The organism is Paraglaciecola sp. T6c, assembly GCF_000014225.1.
Taxonomy (GTDB): domain Bacteria; phylum Pseudomonadota; class Gammaproteobacteria; order Enterobacterales; family Alteromonadaceae; genus Paraglaciecola; species Paraglaciecola atlantica_A.
In genome coordinates this window covers 2,405,028-2,427,335 of record NC_008228.1, presented here as the reverse complement: position 1 = coordinate 2,427,335, position 22,308 = coordinate 2,405,028, and the positions used below count along the sequence as shown (strand labels likewise).

Annotated in this window: 15 protein-coding genes and 1 pseudogene; 3 read left to right on the top strand and 13 right to left on the bottom strand. The window is 44.1% G+C overall.

Annotation, left to right across the window (positions count from 1 at the left end):
• Positions 1 to 81: 81 nt before the first annotated feature.
• The 10 genes from nhaC to grpE form a co-directional block, all read right to left on the bottom strand.
• Positions 82 to 1,599 carry a Na+/H+ antiporter NhaC gene (gene nhaC, locus PATL_RS10180; protein WP_041713668.1) on the bottom strand — a complete coding sequence of 506 codons (1,518 nt, stop codon included), beginning with the start codon at positions 1,597 to 1,599 and terminating at the stop codon, positions 82 to 84.
• 2 nt (positions 1,600 to 1,601) lie between these two features.
• Positions 1,602 to 2,948, bottom strand: a complete 1,347-nt coding sequence (locus PATL_RS10175) for a sodium-dependent transporter (protein WP_011574806.1) — start codon at positions 2,946 to 2,948, stop codon at positions 1,602 to 1,604.
• Between the two features lie 201 nt (positions 2,949 to 3,149).
• Positions 3,150 to 5,189, bottom strand: a complete 2,040-nt coding sequence (gene prc, locus PATL_RS10170; RefSeq protein ID WP_011574805.1) for a carboxy terminal-processing peptidase — start codon at positions 5,187 to 5,189, stop codon at positions 3,150 to 3,152.
• A 4-nt stretch (positions 5,190 to 5,193) separates the two neighbouring features.
• Entirely contained in the window at positions 5,194 to 5,844 is a 651-nt protein-coding gene (gene proQ / locus PATL_RS10165) for an RNA chaperone ProQ (protein WP_011574804.1), read from the bottom strand.
• 22 nt (positions 5,845 to 5,866) lie between these two features.
• Positions 5,867 to 6,154 (bottom strand): hypothetical protein, encoded by a 288-nt coding sequence (locus PATL_RS10160; protein WP_006993993.1) that lies wholly within the window; start codon positions 6,152 to 6,154, stop codon positions 5,867 to 5,869.
• Entirely contained in the window at positions 6,151 to 6,615 is a 465-nt protein-coding gene (locus tag PATL_RS10155; protein WP_011574803.1) for a GAF domain-containing protein, read from the bottom strand. The genes PATL_RS10160 and PATL_RS10155 overlap by 4 nt, the downstream gene beginning before the upstream one ends.
• 278 nt (positions 6,616 to 6,893) lie before the next feature.
• Positions 6,894 to 7,361 (bottom strand): c-type cytochrome, encoded by a 468-nt coding sequence (locus tag PATL_RS10145; RefSeq protein WP_011574802.1) that lies wholly within the window; start codon positions 7,359 to 7,361, stop codon positions 6,894 to 6,896.
• A gap of 356 nt (positions 7,362 to 7,717) precedes the next feature.
• Positions 7,718 to 8,857, bottom strand: a complete 1,140-nt coding sequence (gene dnaJ, locus PATL_RS10140) for a molecular chaperone DnaJ (protein ID WP_011574801.1) — start codon at positions 8,855 to 8,857, stop codon at positions 7,718 to 7,720.
• Between the two features lie 199 nt (positions 8,858 to 9,056).
• Positions 9,057 to 10,976: a molecular chaperone DnaK gene (dnaK, locus tag PATL_RS10135; protein WP_011574800.1), complete on the bottom strand. Its 1,920-nt coding sequence runs from the start codon at positions 10,974 to 10,976 to the stop codon at positions 9,057 to 9,059.
• A 133-nt stretch (positions 10,977 to 11,109) separates the two neighbouring features.
• On the bottom strand, positions 11,110 to 11,724 hold the full coding sequence (grpE, locus tag PATL_RS10130) for a nucleotide exchange factor GrpE (RefSeq protein ID WP_011574799.1): 615 nt from the start codon (positions 11,722 to 11,724) through the stop codon (positions 11,110 to 11,112).
• A 203-nt stretch (positions 11,725 to 11,927) separates the two neighbouring features.
• Between grpE and PATL_RS10125 the strand changes: the two genes are divergently transcribed.
• Positions 11,928 to 15,332 carry a PAS domain-containing hybrid sensor histidine kinase/response regulator gene (locus tag PATL_RS10125; RefSeq protein ID WP_041713663.1) on the top strand — a complete coding sequence of 1,135 codons (3,405 nt, stop codon included), beginning with the start codon at positions 11,928 to 11,930 and terminating at the stop codon, positions 15,330 to 15,332.
• A 390-nt stretch (positions 15,333 to 15,722) separates the two neighbouring features.
• A pseudogene (locus PATL_RS10120) lies at positions 15,723 to 16,000 on the top strand (transposase); the annotation flags it as partial.
• A gap of 22 nt (positions 16,001 to 16,022) precedes the next feature.
• On the opposite strand, the gene PATL_RS10115 reads toward PATL_RS10120, so the two are convergent.
• Positions 16,023 to 16,457 (bottom strand): DUF2214 family protein, encoded by a 435-nt coding sequence (locus PATL_RS10115; RefSeq protein WP_011574796.1) that lies wholly within the window; start codon positions 16,455 to 16,457, stop codon positions 16,023 to 16,025.
• A 475-nt stretch (positions 16,458 to 16,932) separates the two neighbouring features.
• Between PATL_RS10115 and PATL_RS10110 the strand changes: the two genes are divergently transcribed.
• Positions 16,933 to 18,792 carry a cation:proton antiporter gene (locus PATL_RS10110; protein ID WP_011574795.1) on the top strand — a complete coding sequence of 620 codons (1,860 nt, stop codon included), beginning with the start codon at positions 16,933 to 16,935 and terminating at the stop codon, positions 18,790 to 18,792.
• A gap of 75 nt (positions 18,793 to 18,867) precedes the next feature.
• Here PATL_RS10110 and PATL_RS10105 read toward each other — a convergent pair whose 3' ends face one another.
• Together PATL_RS10105 and PATL_RS10095 are read right to left on the bottom strand one after the other, a co-directional pair.
• Positions 18,868 to 19,509: a response regulator gene (locus tag PATL_RS10105; protein ID WP_011574794.1), complete on the bottom strand. Its 642-nt coding sequence runs from the start codon at positions 19,507 to 19,509 to the stop codon at positions 18,868 to 18,870.
• Positions 19,510 to 19,818: 309 nt separating this feature from the next.
• Positions 19,819 to 22,143 (bottom strand): TonB-dependent receptor, encoded by a 2,325-nt coding sequence (locus PATL_RS10095; protein ID WP_011574793.1) that lies wholly within the window; start codon positions 22,141 to 22,143, stop codon positions 19,819 to 19,821.
• Positions 22,144 to 22,308: the final 165 nt, after the last annotated feature.

The window sequence follows — 22,308 nt, the reverse complement described above, 5'->3', positions numbered from 1 at the left end:
GCTAGGAGCCTAATATACCGTTTGATGCTTGAGCACAAAGCTTTTGCCCCACCCTACCAAACGGCATCACTTAGTCTGCTATTAGATTTTTGTCTGGGTAGCTTGATGCACGGGCACTTGTTCGTCGCCAACTTCAACCGCTACTTCAGGAATGGGAATACGCAATATTTTCACCCCAAGATAGGCGTAAATAACTGCCAATACTGGGTTAATCAAATTAAAGAACGTATACATGAAATAATCAAAAGGATGCACAAGCAACACGCCTTGCATATAGGCACCACAGGTATTCCAAGGTATGAGTGGCGAGGTAATTGTGCCGCCATCCTCCAGACTGCGAGATAAATTTAACTGATGTAAACCACGTTTAGCATATTCTTCTTTATACATACGACCTGGCATCACAATAGAAATATACTGATCAGCAGTGATTACATTGGTGCCGATACAGGTCAAAATAGTACGACTAATCATACTGCCAGCAGATTTAGCACCACGTAAAAACAGCGCAACAACCGCTTTTAATAATCCAGTACGCTCGAGCACCGCACCAAAACTCATAGCGCAGATAATTAGCCAAATGGTATTTAGCATGCTTGACATACCACCGCGACTAAGTAGCGCATTTAGATTTTCATCGGCTGTGGTAAATGCAACGCCATCGAATAACGAAGTCCACACCACAGACGCTACACCCAAAACGCCCTGTTGGCTTTCATCAAACATACTCTGTATTACATCAGGTTGAAATATCACTGCCCACAAACCACCCAACAGAGCACCAATGGCGACCGCTGGAAAAGCTGGCATTTTTTTAATGGCTAAGGTCAATAGAACGACTAAAGGCACTAGCATCACCCAGCTGATATTAAACTCTTGAGCAAGCAAGGTTTGCATTTGTTCGATGTTGCTCGATGTGTCTGACTCAGCGCCAGAAAATCCAATTATCGTAAACAGAATTAAGGCTATGACAAAACTCGGGACAGTCGTCCACAGCATGTAGCGGATATGCTCGAATAGTTCAGTTCCAGCGACAGCTGGCGCAAGGTTGGTGGTCTCCGACAACGGCGATATCTTATCCCCAAAATAGGCGCCCGATATAACCGCACCTGCGGTTACCGCATCAGACATCCCCATTCCTGACGCTACGCCCATCAGAGCAACACCAACGGTTGCAGCTGTTGTCCAAGAACTGCCGATACTCATGGCGACAATGGCACATATCAAGCAAGTTGCGGCATAAAAGAATGAAGGATTTAACAGTTCTAAACCAAAATAAATAAGTGTAGGTACTGTGCCTGACAACATCCACGTCCCAATGAGTGCCCCCACGGCTAATAGGATCAGTATCGCCCCAAGGGACAATGAAATCCCTTTTACGATGCCTTGCTCAATTTCCGTCCAGGTATAGCCGTTTTTTAAACCAATAACAGCTGCGACACCCATAGAAAAAAGTAAGGCAATCTGATTCGGGCCAAACGATGAGTTATCAGAAAACAAAAATACCGATGTACTCAATAATGTCACTAGAACCAGTAATGGAATAAGGGCATCTAATAAACTAGGCTCTTTCTTTTGTTTTATTGTTGTATTTTCCATCATTAGAAATCCAAAATATTAAGTGAACGGATGAACATAAAAAGGATGATAACCGGACACACAAACTTCAGATACCAAGGCCAAATTTTCCAGAAAAAGCTATGCTCAGCTTGTTCATTACCATGCTTTATTTCGGCTAGGATCTGATCTCGCTTCCATACCCAGCCGACAAAAATACTCAGCGCTAATCCAAGCAGTGGCTGGCTATACTCAGTGGTAACAGATATCACCAGCCCAAATAGCGCACCAAAATTGAAAATAATTGTACTGCTCATAATGAAAATAATGGTGCCAAGCAGCCAAACCGCTTTTTTACGGGCGAGTCCTTTACTTTCAACGACATATGCAACGGGCACTTCGAGCATCGAAATGGACGACGTTAATGCAGCTATGACCATTAATGCAAAAAAAGCGAAAGCGACAAAGTAACCTACCACGCCCATCGTATTAAAGAGTGCTGGCAACACGGTGAAAATAAGACTATCACCGGCGATAAGCTCGCCATTTTCAGAAAATATTTGTACGCCATTATTTAGGGCTACGTACATTGCAGGAATAATCAACATGCCAGCCAAAATAGCAACACCAATATCGACTAACGCGACCGATGCACCAAGCACAGGTAAGTTTTCATTTTTACTCACATAAGAGCCGTAAACTAGCATGGTGCCCACACCCAGAGACATAGAAAAGAATGCTTGCCCCATGGCACTAATAAGCAATTCAGCATTTAAAATGGCACTAAAATCTGGCACTAAATAGGCCTTCCAGCCATCCATCGCCCCGTCCAAGGTGGCTACATAGCCGATTAACAGTAAGATAATCAAAATCAAGGTGGGCATTAATCTTACTGACCAGCGCTCGATACCATCGCTCACACCGCCGACGACAATAGAAGCGGTTAACGCAATAAATAAACCACAAAAAATTAAACTACGGGCAGTAGATGAGCCAGTAAGCCATTGAGACGCTTCGTCTAGGCCAATAATTTGCGTGAAGGACTCGAAGAAATAACTGATCATCCAACCGGCAACAATGGCATAAAAGGCGAGGATCATAGAAACCGTAACAAAGCCCCATACTCCCGTTGCACGGCCAATATTGCTGTTTGATATTTTGCCTAGAGCGTCCACCATATTGGCGCGCGTTGCACGACCAATAATAAGCTCGGCCATCAGGACCGGATAAGCCAACACAAACGCCAGTAAAATGTATACGAGTACAAACGCTGCACCGCCGTTACTGGCAACTTGAGTCGGAAACCCCCAAATATTACCTAAACCAACAGCTGACCCTGCCGCTGCTAGTACAAAACCTATACGAGACGAAAATTCTCCGCGTGCACTCATCAATCACCTTTATCATTATTGTAGTTTTTATGAGGTTTATTATTTCTATCAGAAGTGGCAAATCAGAACATCTACCTACCAAGCTGATATTGTTATTTTATTTGCCGTTAGTTTATCGGTTTGGTTGGTACCATGCTATTAGAAAAGCAACACAAACAAAAAAGGGGCTAGATTTACTAGCCCCTCGATATCGTTTTACACTTATTGTGCGTGAATGGCGTACTTGCCTGTGCCCAGCAAATCATAAGTAATGTTTGCCGCTTCATCTAAGAAAGGGTCAATCTCAGGTTGGTCCTCAGGTAAATCATCTAAACTTTTTACCGGCTCTAAACCTTGACGAACAAGACGCTCATTGGCGCGTTTTAGACGTTTTGCGTCACGCTCTTCACGCTCTTTGATACGCTCTGACTCTACCAAAGAAAGGGTTTTATCATCTTCTTTGCTTTTATACTGAGCGATATCTTCGAAAATATAAGCAAACTCAGGATCTGCTTTCACGCGTTTTTCATGCAATTCACTCAGTTGTTTAGCCGCTTGTGATGTATCGCCAAACGTAGAGTATGTTGCGCGTTTAATGCTGTCCCATGGTAATGCGTTTTCTTCTTGGCTTTCACCCCAATCTTTAGGATCAATCGCCGAGGGAAATAATACGTCAGGCACCACACCTTGATGCTGCGTACTACCGCCATCAATGCGGTAAAACTTTGCAATGGTAAATTGCACACTGCCTAAGGGGTTTTCATATAAATCATAAATACGCCCTAAGCCACGATGCTGTTGCACGGTGCCTTTACCGAACGTTTGTTCACCTAAAATCAAAGCGCGGCTGTAGTCTTGCATCGCCGCTGCGAAAATTTCAGAGGCAGACGCACTGTACCTATCAACCAATACGGTGAGCGGACCATCATAATAGGTTTTACCATCAACATCTTGTTCAACACGTATGCGCCCTGCACCGTCACGAATTTGTACCACAGGTCCTTTGTCGATAAACAAACCGGTCAACAACGTAGCCTCAGTTAAGGAGCCTCCGCCATTACCGCGCAAATCAACAATCACGCCTTCGACGTTCTGCTCTTTTAAGCTTTCAAGTTCTTTACGAACATCAACGCTCAGTTTGTTGTAGAAAGAGGGAATAGTGATAACACCGAGTTTTTCGCCTTTATGCGGGCCTGTTTCAGGCACATACACTTCAGACTTCGCGGCTCTGTCTTCTAGCTTAATTTTATCTCTGGTTAAACTCACCACTTCAGGAACCGTGCTTTCTGAATCGCCTTTCTCTATTTGAAGACGAACCACACTCCCCTTTGGCCCTTTAATCAGTTCAACTACTTCATCTAAGCGCCAACCGATAACATCAACAAAGTCTTCGTCATCTTGAGCGACGCCGACAATTTTATCTTCTGGCTTAATTTTTTTCGATAGATCTGCTGGACCACCAGGCACAACACTGCGGATAACGGTGAAATCGTCCTCACTTAGCAATACGGCACCAATGCCTTCAAATGACAAATTCATTTCCATTTGGAAACGCTCTGCATTACGTGGTGACAAATAACTGGTATGCGCTTCGATGCTGCGCGCAAACGAATTCATCAAGGTTTGAAACACATCTTCACTGGTCGTTTGCTTTAAGCGTTTAATAGCCCGCTCATAACGCTTAGTTAACAACTCTTGGATCTTTGGCCATTCTTTATCGGCTAACTTTAAGTTCAAGGCGTCATACTTCACGCGCTCGCGCCACAGCTCATCTAATTCAGCGGTGTTTTTTGGCCAAGCTGCTTCTTCTCTATCGAAAGTGAAGGTGTCACCCTTCTTTTCAAAATCGAATTCTTTATCAAGTAAGGTCAATGCATACTCATATCGTTCGATACGGCGCTGCATATTCAGTTGATAAATCTGATAGGCGATATCTAAGTCGCCCATCTCAATGGCTTCATCAAAATGATCTTGCTCTGCTTTGAATTTTTCAACATCAGCATTCAAAAACACGTTACGGTTGATATCAAGAGAACGCATGTAGCGATCGAATACTTTCTCTGACAGGGCATCATCTAATGTGATCGGCTTGTAGTGCGAACGCAAAAAATTAGATGAAATGCGTTTAACCGACACTGCATGTTGCGATTCCTGCTTAAGAACAGGAATTTCGTCGACACTTTCTGCGTGCGTGACCGCAAGGGCCACCGAGCTAAATGCAAAAAGTGCTGATACAGCGGTAACGCGAATTGAATTGATCATTAAACTACCTCTTAGAACGGGCCAACCTCAAGTTATCTACTTGAACCTTTACCACCATACCTGTATCAAGCTGTACTTGAACACCATCTTTACTGACATCAGTAATTGTAGCAGGCATAGGCGATTTACCTATTTTTACGGTAACGGAAGTTCCCGCGACTAATTGCTCAGCTGATAGCTTCTCTGGGGGTGGTAACTTAGCTTTTGGCTTCACATTATCCTGATTAGTTCCCTTGGGCGAGGATTTAAATGCAGGAACTGTCTTGGATTTGTAACTTTTCTTTGCACCAGGCTTGGCAGCATTCTGCGCTTTGCGCTTTTCTGCTACTTTCGCTTTGCTTTCTTCAAGCTGTGCTTGGGCGTGGTCTGCATGCTCTTTTTCAATAGGAGCAGCCTGCTGACCGTCAAGGTCAACGCGAAAAGCACCTTCTTTCACACTATGCAAATAACGCCAGCTATTTGTATAGTGTCTAAGAGAGGAGCGAAGCAATGTCTTACTTACACGCTCTTCTTCTTCAAGGCGCTGAGCTAAATCTTGGAAAATGCCAATTTTTAGCGGCTTCGCATCCCCTGTCACACTAAAGCATGCAGGAAACGACTCACTTAAAAAATTGATGACTTCTTTACTGTTTGAAAACTTTTGAGGATTATCCATTAAATATTCTAGTTGTGTGTAGTTAGCGGGGTTCTTGATGCTCATCATCCCAAGTTGACAATAGTTGGTCAACCCAATCAAATAAATCATCATCGTCTATGTCAAGTAAATGACTGTCGTTACGCCAGTTTTCCCAAATATATTGGATCATATTTTCTAAACTGACGGTCTCTATATCTTCATCTGCATTGTCGTACAGCATGTGCAACAACGAATTGAAACGGTCCATCGCTTCTTCGGCATTATCCTCCCAAAACTCCATATCGTCTAGGGTGGCGAGTGCCACATGAATATCGATAGAATTTTTCATGCAATTGCATCCTGCAATATGTTGACCAAGTTTTGTAAACCGGTCATGTCATCTTGGTCGAATCGCCCCGTGTGAGGGCTATCAAGATCCATCACGCCAAGCAATTGTCCCTTTTGATATACAGGCAGCACCGCTTCTGCGTTAGAGTCAGCGTCACATGCTATATGCCCGTCAAAAGCATGCACATCATGAATGCACTGAGATAACCCCGTTTCAGCAGCTTTACCGCACACACCGCGTCCCATTGGTATGCGGATGCAGGCAGGCTTACCTTGAAACGGACCTAACACCAATTCATTGTCTTTGAGTAAATAAAAACCGGCCCAATTAAGCTCAGGTAAACGCATATACATCAGCGCGCTCAAATTAGCCAAATTCGCAATTAAATCTTTTTCACCGGCCATCAAGGCCTGCGCTTGCTGAGCGACCTCTTGGTAAAGGTCTGTTTTGCTTAATGTCACGTGTTATGCACCAATAAATAATGAAAATAATACCTAAGGGCTCGATATGGCGCTCAAGTTAACTGGATCAAGTTCAAATATAAAGAAAATTAGGGATATTTTTAGGATTAACGGTATATTTATCAAAATTGTTCAATTAACTGCCTATTGTAAAGGGGTAACTCAAGGCGAAAGACCCAAAACTGTTACTATATCGCTACCTTTTGCGCTCCTAAAAATTTACTCGTAAAAAACAGAAAAGGCGCCGCAGCGCCTTCTAGTCAGAATACATCTTTATTTTATTCAGCTTTGTAGCTGTCGTGACATCCTTTACAACTCTTTAACACACTGCCGATAGCCGCTTTGTATGCACTCTCATCGCCTTTCATGGCAGCTGATTTTAGGCCTTGAGAAGCGTCAGTTAATGCGTCTACCTTAGTAGCAAAATCTGCGCGGTCTTGCCAAATTTTCGGTAACGCTTCTGTTTCAATATCAAAACTAGACGTATCTAAGGCAAAATAGTCGTCCATCATCAAAGACAATTGCTCTAAGCGGGTGGCATTCGTCTCTATAGTTTGCGTATCCATAGGGATAGCGCCCTTCGCCATAGCGCCTAAAGCACCTACATTACTGCGCACGAGCTGCAACAATGCTTGGCGAAATTGGGCCGCACTTTTGGCTTGTTTTTCAGAGCTGGCTTCTTGCGCTGACACTCCAGCGGTTAGTAACATGGTACTGGCTATTGCACTTACTAATAATTTTTTCATAGTCCCTCGCCTGTTTGGTGTTTTGGTTTATTCATTCCCTATAGATATATTGATTATCTATAAAACTAAAGCTACGTCTTTCAATTCAGTAGAAGCAATAAACCTGCCTGATACAACAATATGTGAATAACTGTTTTTACTCTGCATCATTTTCGTATCCTAGGTCATTGAAATACTGAAAATTAATGCAAAGTGCCAACTCACTTAGGCTACCAAAAACCAAAGCTGAATACATGCAAATTTACAGTCATTAGCGTTTATCGCGTTCACACATTGGGCAAGCAGGTATAAAAAAGCCGCTTTACAGCGGCTTTCAACAATGACTAGCGGTTTAAACTGCAGTATGGCTACTGTGGCTAGTTAGTTAAGTCATCAAAGAATTTTTTAACACCGTCAAAAAAGCCACTCTCTTTCGGGCGGTTCTTAGCGGTTTCTTTACCTTTACCCATAGATTCTTCGAGCTCTTGAAGCAATTCTTTCTGACGGCTATTTAAGTTTACTGGGGTTTCGATAACCACTTTGCAGATCAAATCACCGACGCTGCCACTGCGTACAGATTTCACACCCTTGTTACGCAAACGGAACATTTTACCGGTTTGTGTTTCTGGCGTGACCTTCAATTTAACTTTGCCTTCAAGGGTTGGGACTTCAATTTCCCCACCGATAGCAGCGCGAGTGAAACTAAGCGGTACTTCACAGTACAGGTTGTTACCGTCACGTTCGAAGATCTTATGCTGCTTAACATGGACTTGAACGTATAAGTCGCCTGCTGGAGCACCGTTTTCACCCGCTTCACCTTCATTAGAAAGACGTATACGGTCGCCGGTATCTACCCCTGCTGGCACTTTTACAGACAAGGTTTTGGTTTTCTCAACTCGTCCTTGGCCGTGACATACATCACACGGATCAGTGATGATTTTACCTTTACCACCACAGGTTGGGCACGCTTGCTGTACAGCAAAAAAGCCTTGGCGCATTTGCACTTGGCCTTGTCCATGACACGTGGTACACGTCTTCGCACTTGAACCTTTTTTGGCACCAGAACCATCACAAGTATCGCATTCAGCCAAAGTAGGTACGCGAATTTCAACACTTTTCCCGCGAACAGCTTCTTCTAGGCTCAGCTCAAGGTTGTATCGTAAATCGGAACCACGAGCAGCGCGCGACTGACGACCGCCACCGCGACCACCACCAAATATATCGCCAAATACATCGCCGAAAATGTCGCCAAAATCACCTGCACCATGACCGCCACCATGTCCACGATTCGGATCAACGCCCGCATGACCATATTGGTCGTACGCCGCACGTTTCTGCGAGTCGGTGAGAATTTCATAAGCCTCTTGCACTTCTTTGAATTTCTCTTCCATGGCTTTGTCACCCTGAGTTCTATCCGGGTGGTATTTCATCGCAAGGCGCTTGTAAGCCTTTTTTATATCGCGCTCGGAAGCCGACTTCTCGACACCCAGCACTTCATAATAATCTCGCTTCGACATATAGCTTGTTTATCCTGATATTTGTAGCCCACAACGCTGACTACCTATTCTTCTATTGCAATTTCATACCTTGTCGCGAGTTTGGTGATAGCCAAAACACATGAGGTTATGAAACAAACGCGGGCGCTATGAATTAACTCCATGCGCCCGAGCTTGCCCTAACGTCGTTGAGACGCTCGGACTGATGTAGTCAACAAAATTACTTTTTGTCGTCTTTTACTTCTTCGAACTCGGCATCAACAACGTCGTCGTCTTGCTTAGCAGAAGCGTCTTCTGGTTGGCCTTCAGCACCGGCAGCTGCCTGCTGTGCTTGCGCCACTTCCATCAACTTCGCAGAAGCTTGAATCAACTCTTGAGTTTTAGACTCAATAGCTTCTTTCTCACCTGCTTTTACTGCTTCTTCAAGAGCAACAACTGCAGCTTCGATTTCTGCTTTATCTTCATCAGACAAAGCATCACCAGCTTCTTCCACTTGCTTACGCGTACCGTGAATTAGGCCGTCAGCTTGGTTACGTGCTTGAACCATTTCTTCGAACTGCTTGTCCGCTTCTTTGTTCGCTTCCGCGTCCTGTACCATTTTTTCGACTTCGTCATCACTCAAGCCAGAAGAAGCCTTGATAGTGATTTTCTGCTCTTTGTTGGTGTCTTTATCTTTGGCAGATACGTGCAAGATACCATCAGCATCGATGTCGAAGGTGACTTCAATTTGTGGCGCGCCGCGCTGTGCTGGGCGAATGCCTTCAAGGTTGAATTGACCAAGAGATTTGTTGCCAGCAGCTTGCTTACGCTCACCTTGAAGTACATGTACTGTAACCGCTGACTGGTTGTCTTCAGCTGTAGAGAAGGTTTGAGACTTCTTAGTCGGTACAGTTGTGTTCTTCTCGATCAAGGCAGTCATTACACCGCCCATTGTTTCAATACCTAGTGATAGAGGTGTTACGTCAAGTAACAATACGTCTTTAACATCACCAGACAATACGCCGCCTTGAATGGCTGCACCTACCGCAACTGCTTCGTCAGGGTTAACGTCTTTTCTTGGTTCTTTACCAAAGAATTCAGTTACGTATTTCTGTACTAAAGGCATACGCGTTTGACCACCGACCAAAATGATATCGTTGATATCACCTACTGATAAGTCAGCATCCGCAAGCGCTTGTTTTAGTGGCTCAAGGGTTGCTTTAACCATTTTTTCAACAAGTGACTCAAGTTTTGCACGAGTAAGCTTGATGGTTAAGTGCTTAGGACCAGACGCATCAGCAGTAATGTACGGCAAGTTCACTTCAGTTTGTTGTGCAGAAGACAATTCAATCTTCGCTTTCTCGCCGGCTTCTTTAAGACGTTGCATCGCTAATGGATCTTTACGTAAATCCATACCTGAGTCTTTCTTGAACTCTTCTACCAAGTAGTTGATAACTTGGTTATCGAAATCTTCACCACCTAAGTGTGTATCACCATTGGTAGCAAGTACTTCAAAAGTATGCTCGCCGTCAGCTTCATCGATTTCAATGATAGAAATATCGAATGTACCACCACCTAAATCGTATACTGCAACAACGCTGTCGCCTTTTTTCTTATCCATGCCGTATGCAAGTGCAGCGGCTGTTGGCTCGTTAATAATACGTTTTACTTCAAGACCAGCGATACGGCCTGCATCTTTAGTTGCCTGGCGCTGTGAATCGTTGAAGTATGCAGGCACGGTGATAACCGCTGCTGTTACTTCTTCACCAAGGTAATCTTCAGCTGTCTTTTTCATTTTTTTCAAAACTTCAGCAGAGATTTGCGGTGGTGCTAATTTCTCGTCTTTTGCTTGAACCCAAGCATCACCATTATCTGCTTTGATGATATCGAAAGGCATGATGTCAATATCACGCTGTACTTCTTTATCTTCAAAACGGCGACCGATAAGACGCTTAATCGCGAATAAGGTATTTTTAGGGTTGGTGATAGCCTGACGTTTTGCAGGTTGACCCACCAATGTTTCACCGTCTTGGCTGTAAGCGATGATTGAGGGAGTTGTGCGATCGCCTTCAGCGTTTTCGATTACTTTTGCTTTTTCACCATCAAGTACAGCAACACAAGAGTTAGTTGTACCTAAGTCGATTCCAATGATTCTACCCATTAGTTTTTCTCCAAATTTGTTTAATAATGCCTGTACACTTTGTGGGGTTATTTCATCAGTTTTCAATTAGCTAATTGAAAAAATTCCCCATTTTTGTGAATATTTTTCGTATTTTTTAGTCAAAGCCCACGAATTAAGCTTGGGTATCAACGCCGCCTTCAGGGGCACGGGATACCATCACCATTGCTGGACGTAAAAGACGACCATTTAATTCGTAACCTTTTTGCATCACTGCCATCACTGTATTAGCAGGCAATTCTGCGTTTTCTTGCATCGACATAGCCTGATGCTGTTCTGGATTAAAAGTTTCTCCCTGTGGATCGATAACTTTCATTCCGAATTTTTCGATGCTGCTCACAAATGATTTAAGGGTAATGTCCACGCCTTCAATCACAGGTTTAATCGCTTCGTTTTCTTTATCTGCCACTTGCAGTGCACGCTCTAAGTTGTCTGCAACGGGTAAAAGCTCTGATGCGAACTTTTCAAGGGCAAATTTACGTGCTTTATCGACTTCGCCTTCAGCACGTTTACGTACGTTGTCGGCATCGGCAATGGCACGCATAACTGAGTCCTTTTGTGCAGCTAACGTGGCTTCCGATGCGGCTAATGCTGCTTCAAGCTCAAGAATACGTGCTTGCTCAGCGCTTAACTCTTCAACCTCTGCATCTGCTTGTTCCGCAGTGGCGTCGATAGCGGCTTCATTGACCGGCTGGGCGTCATCTTTTTGAGCTTGCTCTTCGTTACTCATTTTTCACTCCGTTCTTAAATATCACATTAAAGCTAAATTCGATTGCAGCTATTAATGGGGTTGCTTTAAGGCTCTTCAAGGGTCTTTTTTCGATGTTTTAAAAAAATTGTGTCTAAAGATTGCGCCTGATCAATAAAAATACGCTCTTTTACATCAACGATGTTCGAGATAGAGTATTGATATAATAATAAATGCGAATCCCTATGTTTAGTGTCTTGTCCTTGATGGCCATCGTGGTTGGCTACTTACTGATATTGTTTCTATTGGCCTTCTGGGGCGATAAACGTGCAAAAGCCCATCAGCAACATCCGTATATCTATAGCCTGGCGCTTGGGGTTCATTGTACGTCTTGGGCATTTTTCGGTACCACCACTCAAGCCGCGCATTATGGGTGGGCTTTTATTCCTACTTATATGGGGGTGATTTGTGTTTTCCTATTTGCTCACCCTATCCTTCGACGCGTGGCCAATGTATGTCACCAGCATAATATAAGCTCCCTCGCTGATTTTCTTAGTTTGCGTTACGACAAGTCTCACTTCTTGGCGGCTCTTGTCACGCTTCTGTGTTTTATTGGGGTTGTACCTTATATCGCGTTGCAATTAGACGCCGTAACCGGTGGTATTCGCGTGGTAACAGGAGCGGATAATCTCTGGCCTGACGGCGTAGGTTTCTATGTAGCAGTATTAATGGCGATTTTCGCAGTATTGTTCGGAACACGCTCCCTCAATCTCACCGATAAACATCCAGGTTTGATGTTCACGGTGGCGTTCGAATCTGTTGTGAAACTGGCAGGTTTAGTGATTGTAGGTCTGTTCGTTTGTTACAGTTTATATGACGGTGTATTTGACTTGTTAGGAAAAGCACAGTTACACCAACGCGCGAGCGAAACCATCAACGCAGATTCAGGAGTGTGGGTCTACGCCAGTCAAATGCTGCTTGGGGTTTGTTCGATGTTCTGCTTGCCCCGGCAATTTCATATCAATTTTATCGAAAACAATGGTGACAAAGAAATCACCACCGCCCGTTGGCTGTTCCCTTTGTATTTATTAGGCATGACATTATTCGTGCTACCCATTGCCCTAGCTGGGCACATGCTCTTTCCTGAAGGCAGTGTCAGCACAGACACTTACGCTCTTGCCTTACCTGTGGCGTCAGGAAATGCATGGGTCACCATTATTGCCTTCATTGGTGGGCTCGCAGCGGCGACCAGCATGATCATAGTGGCCACCCTTGCTATGGGTGTCATGATATCCAATAACATCGCCACCCCATTGTGGTTAACGTTGCAGTTACGCACCCAACAGCGACACCGCTTAAAACCCAGTAGTATCTTACTCATTCGACGCGCCACAGTGTTAGTCGTATTAGGAGTGGCTTATTTTTATCACGTTAATATCAGTCAATCGGCATCGTTGGTGCAAAGTGGAGTTATCGCGATAGCGCTGTTGTCGCAAACATTTCCTATCCTATTACTCGGTTTATACTGGAAACGGGGCACCAGATTAGCCGCGCAGTTGGCTCTGGCCAGTGGCTTCCTTTGCTGGGCGTATTGGTTATTGTGGCCCAGTATTACCGCAAGCTATTATTTCAACGATGCTCCCTCAGACATTCAACTTGCACAAGGATTTGTATTCAGTTTAGGGGTCAATATTGTGTGTTTTTTCTTGGTGTCTTTTATCCAAGGTATGCGCAGCCAGAACATGGTACACGATGCCATTACTCACAATACCCAACCTTTTGGTCACGCGGTAAAAGTATCAAACCTATTAACCATTACAGAGAGAGTATGGGGGGCTGAGCGTCACCAAGCATTACTGGATAAACTGACTCCAGTACAACTTGCGGGCTACGCTAGCCCCAAGCTGTTATCTACCATTGAAAGCGAACTTGCGGGGCAAGTAGGCAGTGCCAGTGCGCGTATTTTGCTTTCTGCCATCGGTGAGAAGCGGGATGTTGAGCTGTCAGAGCTCGTAGAGTTGGTTGAAGAAGCTAGCCAAACCTTTCAGTTTAACCATGAATTACTCCAATCGTCAGTGGAGAATATTCAACAAGGCATAGTCGTGCTTGACCGGGAACTAAATTTGCTCGCATGGAATCAGCGCTATGTTGAGCTGTTTAACTACCCCAGAGGTTTTGTACAAGTGGGTATGTCCATTTATCAATTGCTAGAATTTAATGCCAAAAGAGGACTATTTGGTCATAACGCCGACACGGGGCAAAGCAATATAGAAATGGAGATTAAAAAGCGCGTTGCCTTTATGCAATTAGGCAGCGCCTATAAATATGTTCGTCATCAAGAGAATGGTCAGGTCATTGAATTAAATGGTCGTCCATTACCCGGTGGCGGCTTTGTTACCACCTACAGTGACATTACAGAATACATCAATATTCAGCAGCAACTTGAACAGGCTAAAACGAGCTTAGAATCCAGGGTTCAAGAACGCACCGAGCAGCTACAAATTGCCAATATTGATCTTGAGAAAGCACGCCGCGATGCGGAAAGTGCTAACGACAGCAAAACCAAGTTCTTAGCCGCTGCGGGTCATGATCTCATGCAGCCCTTCAATGCGGCTTCCTTGTTTGCCGCCATGCTCAAACAGAAATCGCCCCCAGGAGAAATGGCAGAGATGAGCTCCAATCTGGTCGATTCACTGAGTAATGCTGAGTCTTTACTGTCAATGTTACTCGACATGACGCGTTTAGAATCAGGGGCGTTGACGCCACATGTACAAACCTTTCCGTTAGACAGTATTTTACGCCCCATGCTCAATGAATTTTCAGTGCTTGCGGAACAAAAAAAGTTACGCGTAACTTATGTACGCGCTAATTTATGTGTAATCTCCGACCCTAAGTTGCTAAGAAGAATAATACAAAACCTATTATCAAATGCTATCCGATATACCGATTCTGGGCGTATATTACTGGGCGTAAAAAGGCAAAATGGTCAGGCTAGAATATGTGTTATGGATACCGGTGCCGGGATAGCCGAAGACAAACAGCAAGAAATATTTCTGGAGTTTCATCAGTTAGACAGCAACCCTAGTGCTCAAGGTTTGGGCTTAGGTTTAACCATAGTCGAGCGTATCAGTGCCCTACTTAATCACCCTGTAACGTTACACTCAACGCTGGGCAAAGGTACGTCATTTGATATCGCCGTACCAATAGGGAATAAACAAAATAACTCTCCAAAAACAGCAGCCCGTGGAAGCAATGATGTTAACCTGCCGCTACATAACAAACGTGTGCTGATTGTTGATAACGAGCCTCAGATCCTAGACGCGCTACAACGGTTATTAGTTGATTGGGGCGCAACCGTGATTGCAGCCAAAGATACTAAAACTGCGCTGCAATTACTCAATCAGCCGATAGACTTAATGATACTCGATTACCAACTCGACCATGGTGAAACCGGTATAGATGTGGCCCACGCTATCAGGCAAGTATTTATTGGCGAAGCTGGCTTACACATTCCCAGTATTCTTAACTCTGCGCGCCAAGATGAGCAAATTAGACAACAAGCGATAGATGAGCAAATGCATTATTTACCAAAACCGCTTAAACCTCTCGCTTTGAAAAGACTGATTAAACAACTGCTGGCTAAAAAATAGTGGTTTATGCTTTAGCGATTTAGGAGCACAGTAGCTAACGTTAACCACCGAGTTCGAAAAACACTTCTGCTACGCAGCAGGTGCGGAGCAAATGATGAATGCATTTAAGCGCCACACTCATCATCAACGATTGCCGGGAATGACCAAAGCGAAAGCGTTGTTAAAGCGTGCTTAAATCAATTTCGAGCATTACATATCATGCATATCTTGTAGCCTACTCCTTTGCCCGAAAATTGACCTTGGCGCAGTTTCCTTCCTATAGGCGCAATATTCCAGAAAAATTCTTAATCACTAAACCCAAAAGTACTTTGATGCTCATTGAGGGGGAATTCCCCACTCTGAGCAGGTGTGCTTTTTAATACGATTCTAAAGATGGGTGTCTATGTAATTGCCTTAGTCGGTGTGGCTCCCATGAATCGCGAAAGTGGGCGCTATAAAGGGTTGCGGAAAATCCAAGGTGGCAGACATCAAGTCAGAACCGTTTTGTACATGGCGATGATGTCAGCGATACAAAGTAACCCCGTATTTAAGGTAACATATCAACGATTAGTCGCAGCAGGAAAACCTAAGGAAGTGGCTATTATTGTGTGCATTAGAAAGATGGTTGTTATCTTAAATTCAATGCTCAGAAAGGGGTCATGTGGGAAGAGCCAAAGGCTACAAATTAGCTATTGACGCCATAGTCTCTTGTTATACGTTGTCTACTCCGCGAGCTATTAGAGTTGCTAATAAAGGTAAAACCACTAATAAACAAAGCTCTACGCGAATAATTTTAACTATATACCTTGGTATTGTTATTGACTCGAATGTTGCCTTTCTGTTACGAAGAAAGAAAACCGTTGGTAATATTGATAACAGCCCGATTAATAAGAATAAAATTAGTTTAATATGAAAAATGACGTTTGAAGAATAAAATGCAGCTGGCTTACCAACTACAAACCATAATAAACCACCTCCAACTAATGTTGCGATTGCACTTAAACCATAAATAGCATCGACAATAATTAATTTTTTAAAGGACTTTAGATCCATTTCTTTAGAAATTAATAAATGCTCACCAAGTAACGCAGAGGCTAAAGTAATAATTCCTAAAAAGTGTAGATACCTAACGAATACTTCTTCCATAATTGATCACAATCTCCGTGATATGACTAAACGTATAACAATATTAATATCTTGCAAAATGAGGTGATTGCATCCGCGTATTAAACACGGCATTTTGTCGCATATATACATCATCATTTTTAACATGTTTCCTATGTCATTGTATAGGTTAGCTATCTTTCCGGTTTCTTAAAACACTTTTGTTGATATGCGACATTTTGCTAAGAACTTGCTGTTATAGGAGATAGCGGCTAGGACTGTATAAATACACATGTAAATTACAGTGCTGTTTATGCCAAACTTACAGACCATTAAATGAGCAATGTAAGGACTTAATCATTAGGATGGTAGTGCTGCAAAACCGAACATGTCACATCGGCATATGACTAATTTAACGCGAGCACTGATTCAAACAATCAAAGGTATTATTGCTTTTAGCGAGTGACCTGTGGTCTGATCTAAGTAATTATGTTTATTCGTTCTACAAGGATCTCACGTGAGCGACCCAATCATTCCCCTAGTGGCGGTAGGCCTTATTTCTATCGCTTGTCAGTATTTTGCTTATCGGATTAAATTACCTGCCATTTTGCCCTTGTTAGTCGTGGGGATTTTAGTCGGTCCTGTGTATGGCGTAATCAACGCCGATGCGCTATTCGGTGATTTACTCTTTCCTATTGTGTCCTTGTCTGTGGCCATCATTCTATTTGAGGGCTCGTTAACACTGCGCTTTGGTGATTTGGCGGGTCATGGCTCTATGGTGCGTAACCTTTGCACCGTGGGCACGTTAGTCACCTGGCTTGTTACTGCCCCTGTTGCGCATTATGCGTTAGGCGTTTCATGGCAGTTGGCCTTTTTGTTTGGCGCGATTGTAACCGTAACCGGTCCAACGGTGATTGTCCCTATGCTGCGTACTGTGCGCCCAAGCAGTAAGGTCGCCAACATCTTACGCTGGGAAGGCATTGTCATCGATCCTATCGGTGCGTTATTGGCCGTGCTTGTGTTCGAATATATTATCTCTACCCAAGATGCGCTTAGCCACACTCTATACGCTTTCGGGCTGACCATTAGTGTTGGCTTAGGTATTGGCGCTGCAACTGGCTATTTGCTGGGCTTGGCTCTGCGTAATAGCTGGATCCCCCACTACTTACAAAACACCGCTGTACTCACGTTAATGTTAGGCGCGTTCGCTGGCTCGAATGTTATTGCCCACGAATCAGGTTTGTTGACCGTAACCATTATCGGTATGTGGCTGGCGAATATGAAAAACGTCGATGTGGAAGACATCTTAGAATTTAAAGAAACCTTGAGCGTACTGCTCATTTCGGGCCTGTTTATTTTGCTCGCTTCGCGTATTGATTTGCACTCTGTGTTAAGTGTTGGTTGGGGCTCCATTTTAGTGCTTGTTGCTATCATGTTTGTCGCACGTCCTGTTGGTGTCATTCTGTCTTCGTTAGGGACTGGTTTAAACTGGCGAGAAATCGCGCTGCTTAGCTGGATAGCACCGCGAGGCATCGTTGCAGCAGCGGTATCTGCTTTGTTTTCATTAAAGCTAGAAGTCTTAGAGTACGAACAGGCTGAATTACTGGTGCCTATGGTGTTTTTGGTGATCATCACCACGGTTGTACTGCAGAGTCTTACCTCAGTCTCTGTGGCGAAAAAGCTTGATATGCGCGCACCTGCCCCGCACGGTTTTTTAATCTTCGGGGGGGGGTTGTTTAGCCGTTTGTTCGCTAAAGAATTGATGAGCCATGATGTACAAGTACGCATCACGGATACCAACTGGAATAATATGCGTTTAGCTCGTATGGAGAACATCCCCACCTACTTTGGTAACCCAATGTCAGAACATGCGGCGCGTACCCTAGATTTGTCGATGTTTGGTAAAGTATTAGTGATGTCACCCTATCGCCAATTGAACCCCATGGTGACCTACCATTTTGAGCACGAAATGGGCAAAGGCACAGTACTTGGTTTGAACAATAACGAACAGCAGCAGCGCCCGAGTCATCAGGTGTCAGAGTCCTACGTCAAGAAGCTTGGTTTATTCAGTGATGATGCGACGTATGGCAAGCTGGCTGGCTTGGTAGCAAAAGGGTCGTTAATTAAAACGACCCGTTTAACGGATTCTTTTACCTACGAAGACTACAAAGAGCAGTACAACGAGCGAGCCATTAAATTGTGTGCCTTAGATACACATAATCATGTGCATATGTTCACCACATCAAACAACGTTAAGCCTAAATCAGATTGGAAGATTGTCAGTTTAGTGAACCCAGAAAAGCCGATAGAAAAAGCGATTGCTAAAGCAGAAATCACTGCTGAGAACAGCAATGATGAGTCTAAGCTACCAGGTTAAAGCCAAACAATGGCATGCCACATTATGTGCAGAAGGCCGGTAACATTACCGGCTTTTTTACGCTACCGCTTTAGCTTATTCGACCTGTAGCATTTGTTTGAATAGCACGCCTGCTTGGGTACGGTTATTAAAGCCAAGCTTATGCAACACCGCAGACACATGCTGTTTAATAGTCGATTCACTGACACCTAATTCATAGGCGATTTGCTTGTTCAAAAGGCCATCAGCCATAAGCTGTAAGACTTTTAGTTGATGAGGAGTCAATTGAGCAAGTTTGCCCGCGAAAGCCTGTTCTTGGCTGTCTTCTATTTTTTGAACCTGCTCTACTAATTCATTAGGTAACCATTGCTCGCCTTCTAACAACTCACGCACAGCATCTGCTATTACCGGTAACGGTGTTGATTTAGGGATATACCCACAGGCGCCAAAATCCATGGCTTTTCGGATCATACTCGGGCTTTCATCACCGGATACAATCGCCACCAACACATCTGGGAAATGACTTCGGATCATAGTCAAGCCTGTTAGACCGTCATTGCCCGGCATGTTCAAATCCAAAAAAATCAGCTCTACGTCACTGTGTAGCTTTAATAAGTCGATAGTTTGTTGATAGGAAGCAGACTCAAGAATATCGTTCCCCAATACACCTTGAATGGCCTGTTTCATGGCGCTACGAAACAAGGGATGGTCGTCAGCAACGATGGCTTTAGCGTGCATTATAGGTACTCGGTTATCAATAAGGAGGCTTATTTGTCACTGGGTAGGATAACGTCTGGACGCTAGCTACCTGATTTTTAATAAATTTATCACTTGTCCTTGTTAATTACATCAAATTTACAGTTAATAAGTGGGTTTGCAGTGGTTTGCTGAGCAGTACGGTAAGTTGCCTAGACGAAAAAAGGCAGTTTTCACTGCCAAACGTCATTACCATTTCACGCCTTATGCTTATTTTTATCGTGCGCGTGTCTATTTGAAATCAGGCGAGGTGAAAATAAACGTTCACCCGCGCCCTTTTTGGTTTTGCGACTAAAAGCGATAGCCAACCGTTAAGCTGATCGTGCGTGGGTCGCCGTAATAACCAATTAACGTATTATCACCACCTGTGCCGGCTGTATAACCTGTAGGATCATCAGGGTTTTCTACCACAAACTGATAGCCACCCACTACGTATTCCTCATCGGTCAGATTTTTAGCATGAATGCCACCATACCAGTTGCCGTCCTCGCTTTGCCACGACACGCTTAAGTTGACTAAACCGTATCCGTCTTGGGTGATCAAACTGTTTGACGTTTCCGTAATCGTATAGTCATCACGGTAGTAGTAGTTAGCATTAAAAACAAAATCGCCCATGTCTGTGCTAAGTAGGTAGTTAGCAGCGAAATTGGCTGTGTACTCAGGAGTGTTCGAGATAGCAAAGGTATCGGCTACATCGACTCGCCCTTCCAGTGTCTCTTGGAATACCTCTTCAAATTCAGCATCGATGTACCCTAGTGACACATCAAAGGTTAGCTCATCGGTAGCGGCATAAGTAATTTCAGCTTCAACCCCTTTGGCTTTAGATTTACCCACATTACCCAAGATTTGTTGTAAGTCTTCAGGTGACGTAACGGGCAACACTGAGATGTACTGGCGGTCGTTATGCTCTAAAGCGAATAAAGTAACATTTGCCCGTAAATTATCGTTCCAGTCGCTTTTCATGCCAAGCTCAAACGAATCTACTACTTCTGGGTCGACCGCTGGCTCGTTGATGGTCGCTCTTGGATTGTAAGTACCAGATTTAAAGCCTTGTGAATAACTGGCAAAAAACATCAAATCATTATCCACTTGATATTCAACGCCTACGCGGGGTGTAAAGCGTGACCAGCTTTCTTTTGCTGGAGCATCCAAAATACCGTCACCGTCAGAATCGCTGCCCAAAACTTGTGGCACTATTTCACCTTCTGGGCGCACGTAACCTGGGATCCAGTTCGACTCTGGGTATACGTTGTCGAAAATTAGACCATTGCGAACTGTGGCTTGCTTTTCTTCATCGGTATAACGTGCGCCAAGGGTTAATGACAGTTGCTCGGTCACATCAATAGATGACTGCACGTACGCGGCAATACTTTCGCTGTTGTTACAGCCAGACACTTCGCGGGTTAAACCAGGTACGCCGAATGCGGCGCGACCAAGAAAGCCCAGTATGGCTTCAAATTGACCACACGATTCACCGTCATAATAATAAATACCTCCCACGGCGTTAAACCCATCACCGGCGTATGCTAATTGCAGTTCGTGAGTGTCATTTTCATCTTCATAAATGGCGGGTACATCAAAAATATCTATGGCTGTGTTATCAAAATCAATATTGGTTGGCGAGTAACTTTCACGATGTGCGCCTATGTATTTTAAGCTGATATCATCATTTACATCCCAATTGGCCGTCAAGCTATACCCTTCGAGCTCAACATTGTTTTCAGTGGGTAAACTGGTGTAAGAATCAAATACGCTATTGGGTACGGGGGCATCAGTCAAACGACTTGGCAATAAGCGATAACCGCCTTTGGCATTAGAGTCATCTTCGGTTTTGTCCCACGCGAAGCGAAAAAACAAATCATCTGATGGGGTAAATTCCACCGTCACCCGAGCCGCGGTTAAGTCTTTGTTGTAGTTTTCTAAGTCTTGCCCTTCAAGAGCCGATTCAAGGTATTCACCATACCCGTCGCGAGTTAAATCTGCGATCCCAAAACCTACATAAAGCTTGTCTTCGATGACGGGAAACTGCCCAGTAAGCTTGATATCCCGCTGTGAATAGCTGCCTACGGTGCCTTGAATGTTCAAGGTGGGGTCGCCGCTCATGGGCTTCGTCACGTATTTTATCGCGCCGCCTATGGTATTTTTACCATATAGCGTGCCTTGTGGGCCGCGGAGTACTTCAATACGTTCAACATCGAGTAAATCTAATACAGCGCCTTGAGGCCTCGCCACGTAAACATCATCAATGTAGATACCCACGCCTGGTTCGTAACCCCAAAGTGGATCTTGTTGGCCCACACCACGAATAAACGCAGTGAGCGTCGAATTGGTGCCGCGGCTATTTTGCAAAGTGGTATTGGGTGAGAATTGCTGGATTTCAGTGATAACCGAAATTCCCTTTTCATCTAACTCAACGGCACCAAGAGATGTAACAGAAATAGGCACTTCTTGCAGGCTTTCTACGGTTTTACGCGCTGTGACTTCAATACGCTCTAGCCCTTTTTTCTCAGCCTGAGTGGCGTTATCTGCTTCTTGAGCCATTAACGCTGGTTGGTAACACAACACTGATGCAACAGCGCCAGCGATAAGGGATTGGGTGAATCGTTGTTTATTCATAGTGTGTCCTTGATTGCAGTATTTCGTTTTTTTCATTGTCTGCTTGCTGCGGTCGTAAATACCTTAATCGAGTTTTGCCAGGCCGTCCTTAGTACCATAGTACTATGGGCAATTTCATTGGGCTAAGACACACTTGCACCATCACTTTACGTGTTTGCTTGCGGT

What these genes read in the sequence shown, in the direction of transcription:
- nhaC (WP_041713668.1), bottom strand. Translation starts at nt 1,599, where the DNA reads ATGGAAAATACAACAATAAAACAAAAGAAAGAGCCTAGTTTATTAGAT.
- PATL_RS10175 (WP_011574806.1), bottom strand. Translation starts at nt 2,948, where the DNA reads ATGAGTGCACGCGGAGAATTTTCGTCTCGTATAGGTTTTGTACTAGCA.
- prc (WP_011574805.1), bottom strand. Translation starts at nt 5,189, where the DNA reads ATGATCAATTCAATTCGCGTTACCGCTGTATCAGCACTTTTTGCATTT.
- proQ (WP_011574804.1), bottom strand. Translation starts at nt 5,844, where the DNA reads ATGGATAATCCTCAAAAGTTTTCAAACAGTAAAGAAGTCATCAATTTT.
- PATL_RS10160 (WP_006993993.1), bottom strand. Translation starts at nt 6,154, where the DNA reads ATGAAAAATTCTATCGATATTCATGTGGCACTCGCCACCCTAGACGAT.
- PATL_RS10145 (WP_011574802.1), bottom strand. Translation starts at nt 7,361, where the DNA reads ATGAAAAAATTATTAGTAAGTGCAATAGCCAGTACCATGTTACTAACC.
- dnaJ (WP_011574801.1), bottom strand. Translation starts at nt 8,857, where the DNA reads ATGTCGAAGCGAGATTATTATGAAGTGCTGGGTGTCGAGAAGTCGGCT.
- dnaK (WP_011574800.1), bottom strand. Translation starts at nt 10,976, where the DNA reads ATGGGTAGAATCATTGGAATCGACTTAGGTACAACTAACTCTTGTGTT.
- grpE (WP_011574799.1), bottom strand. Translation starts at nt 11,724, where the DNA reads ATGAGTAACGAAGAGCAAGCTCAAAAAGATGACGCCCAGCCGGTCAAT.
- PATL_RS10125 (WP_041713663.1), top strand. Translation starts at nt 11,928, where the DNA reads ATGTTTAGTGTCTTGTCCTTGATGGCCATCGTGGTTGGCTACTTACTG.
- PATL_RS10115 (WP_011574796.1), bottom strand. Translation starts at nt 16,457, where the DNA reads ATGGAAGAAGTATTCGTTAGGTATCTACACTTTTTAGGAATTATTACT.
- PATL_RS10105 (WP_011574794.1), bottom strand. Translation starts at nt 19,509, where the DNA reads ATGCACGCTAAAGCCATCGTTGCTGACGACCATCCCTTGTTTCGTAGC.
- PATL_RS10095 (WP_011574793.1), bottom strand. Translation starts at nt 22,143, where the DNA reads ATGAATAAACAACGATTCACCCAATCCCTTATCGCTGGCGCTGTTGCA.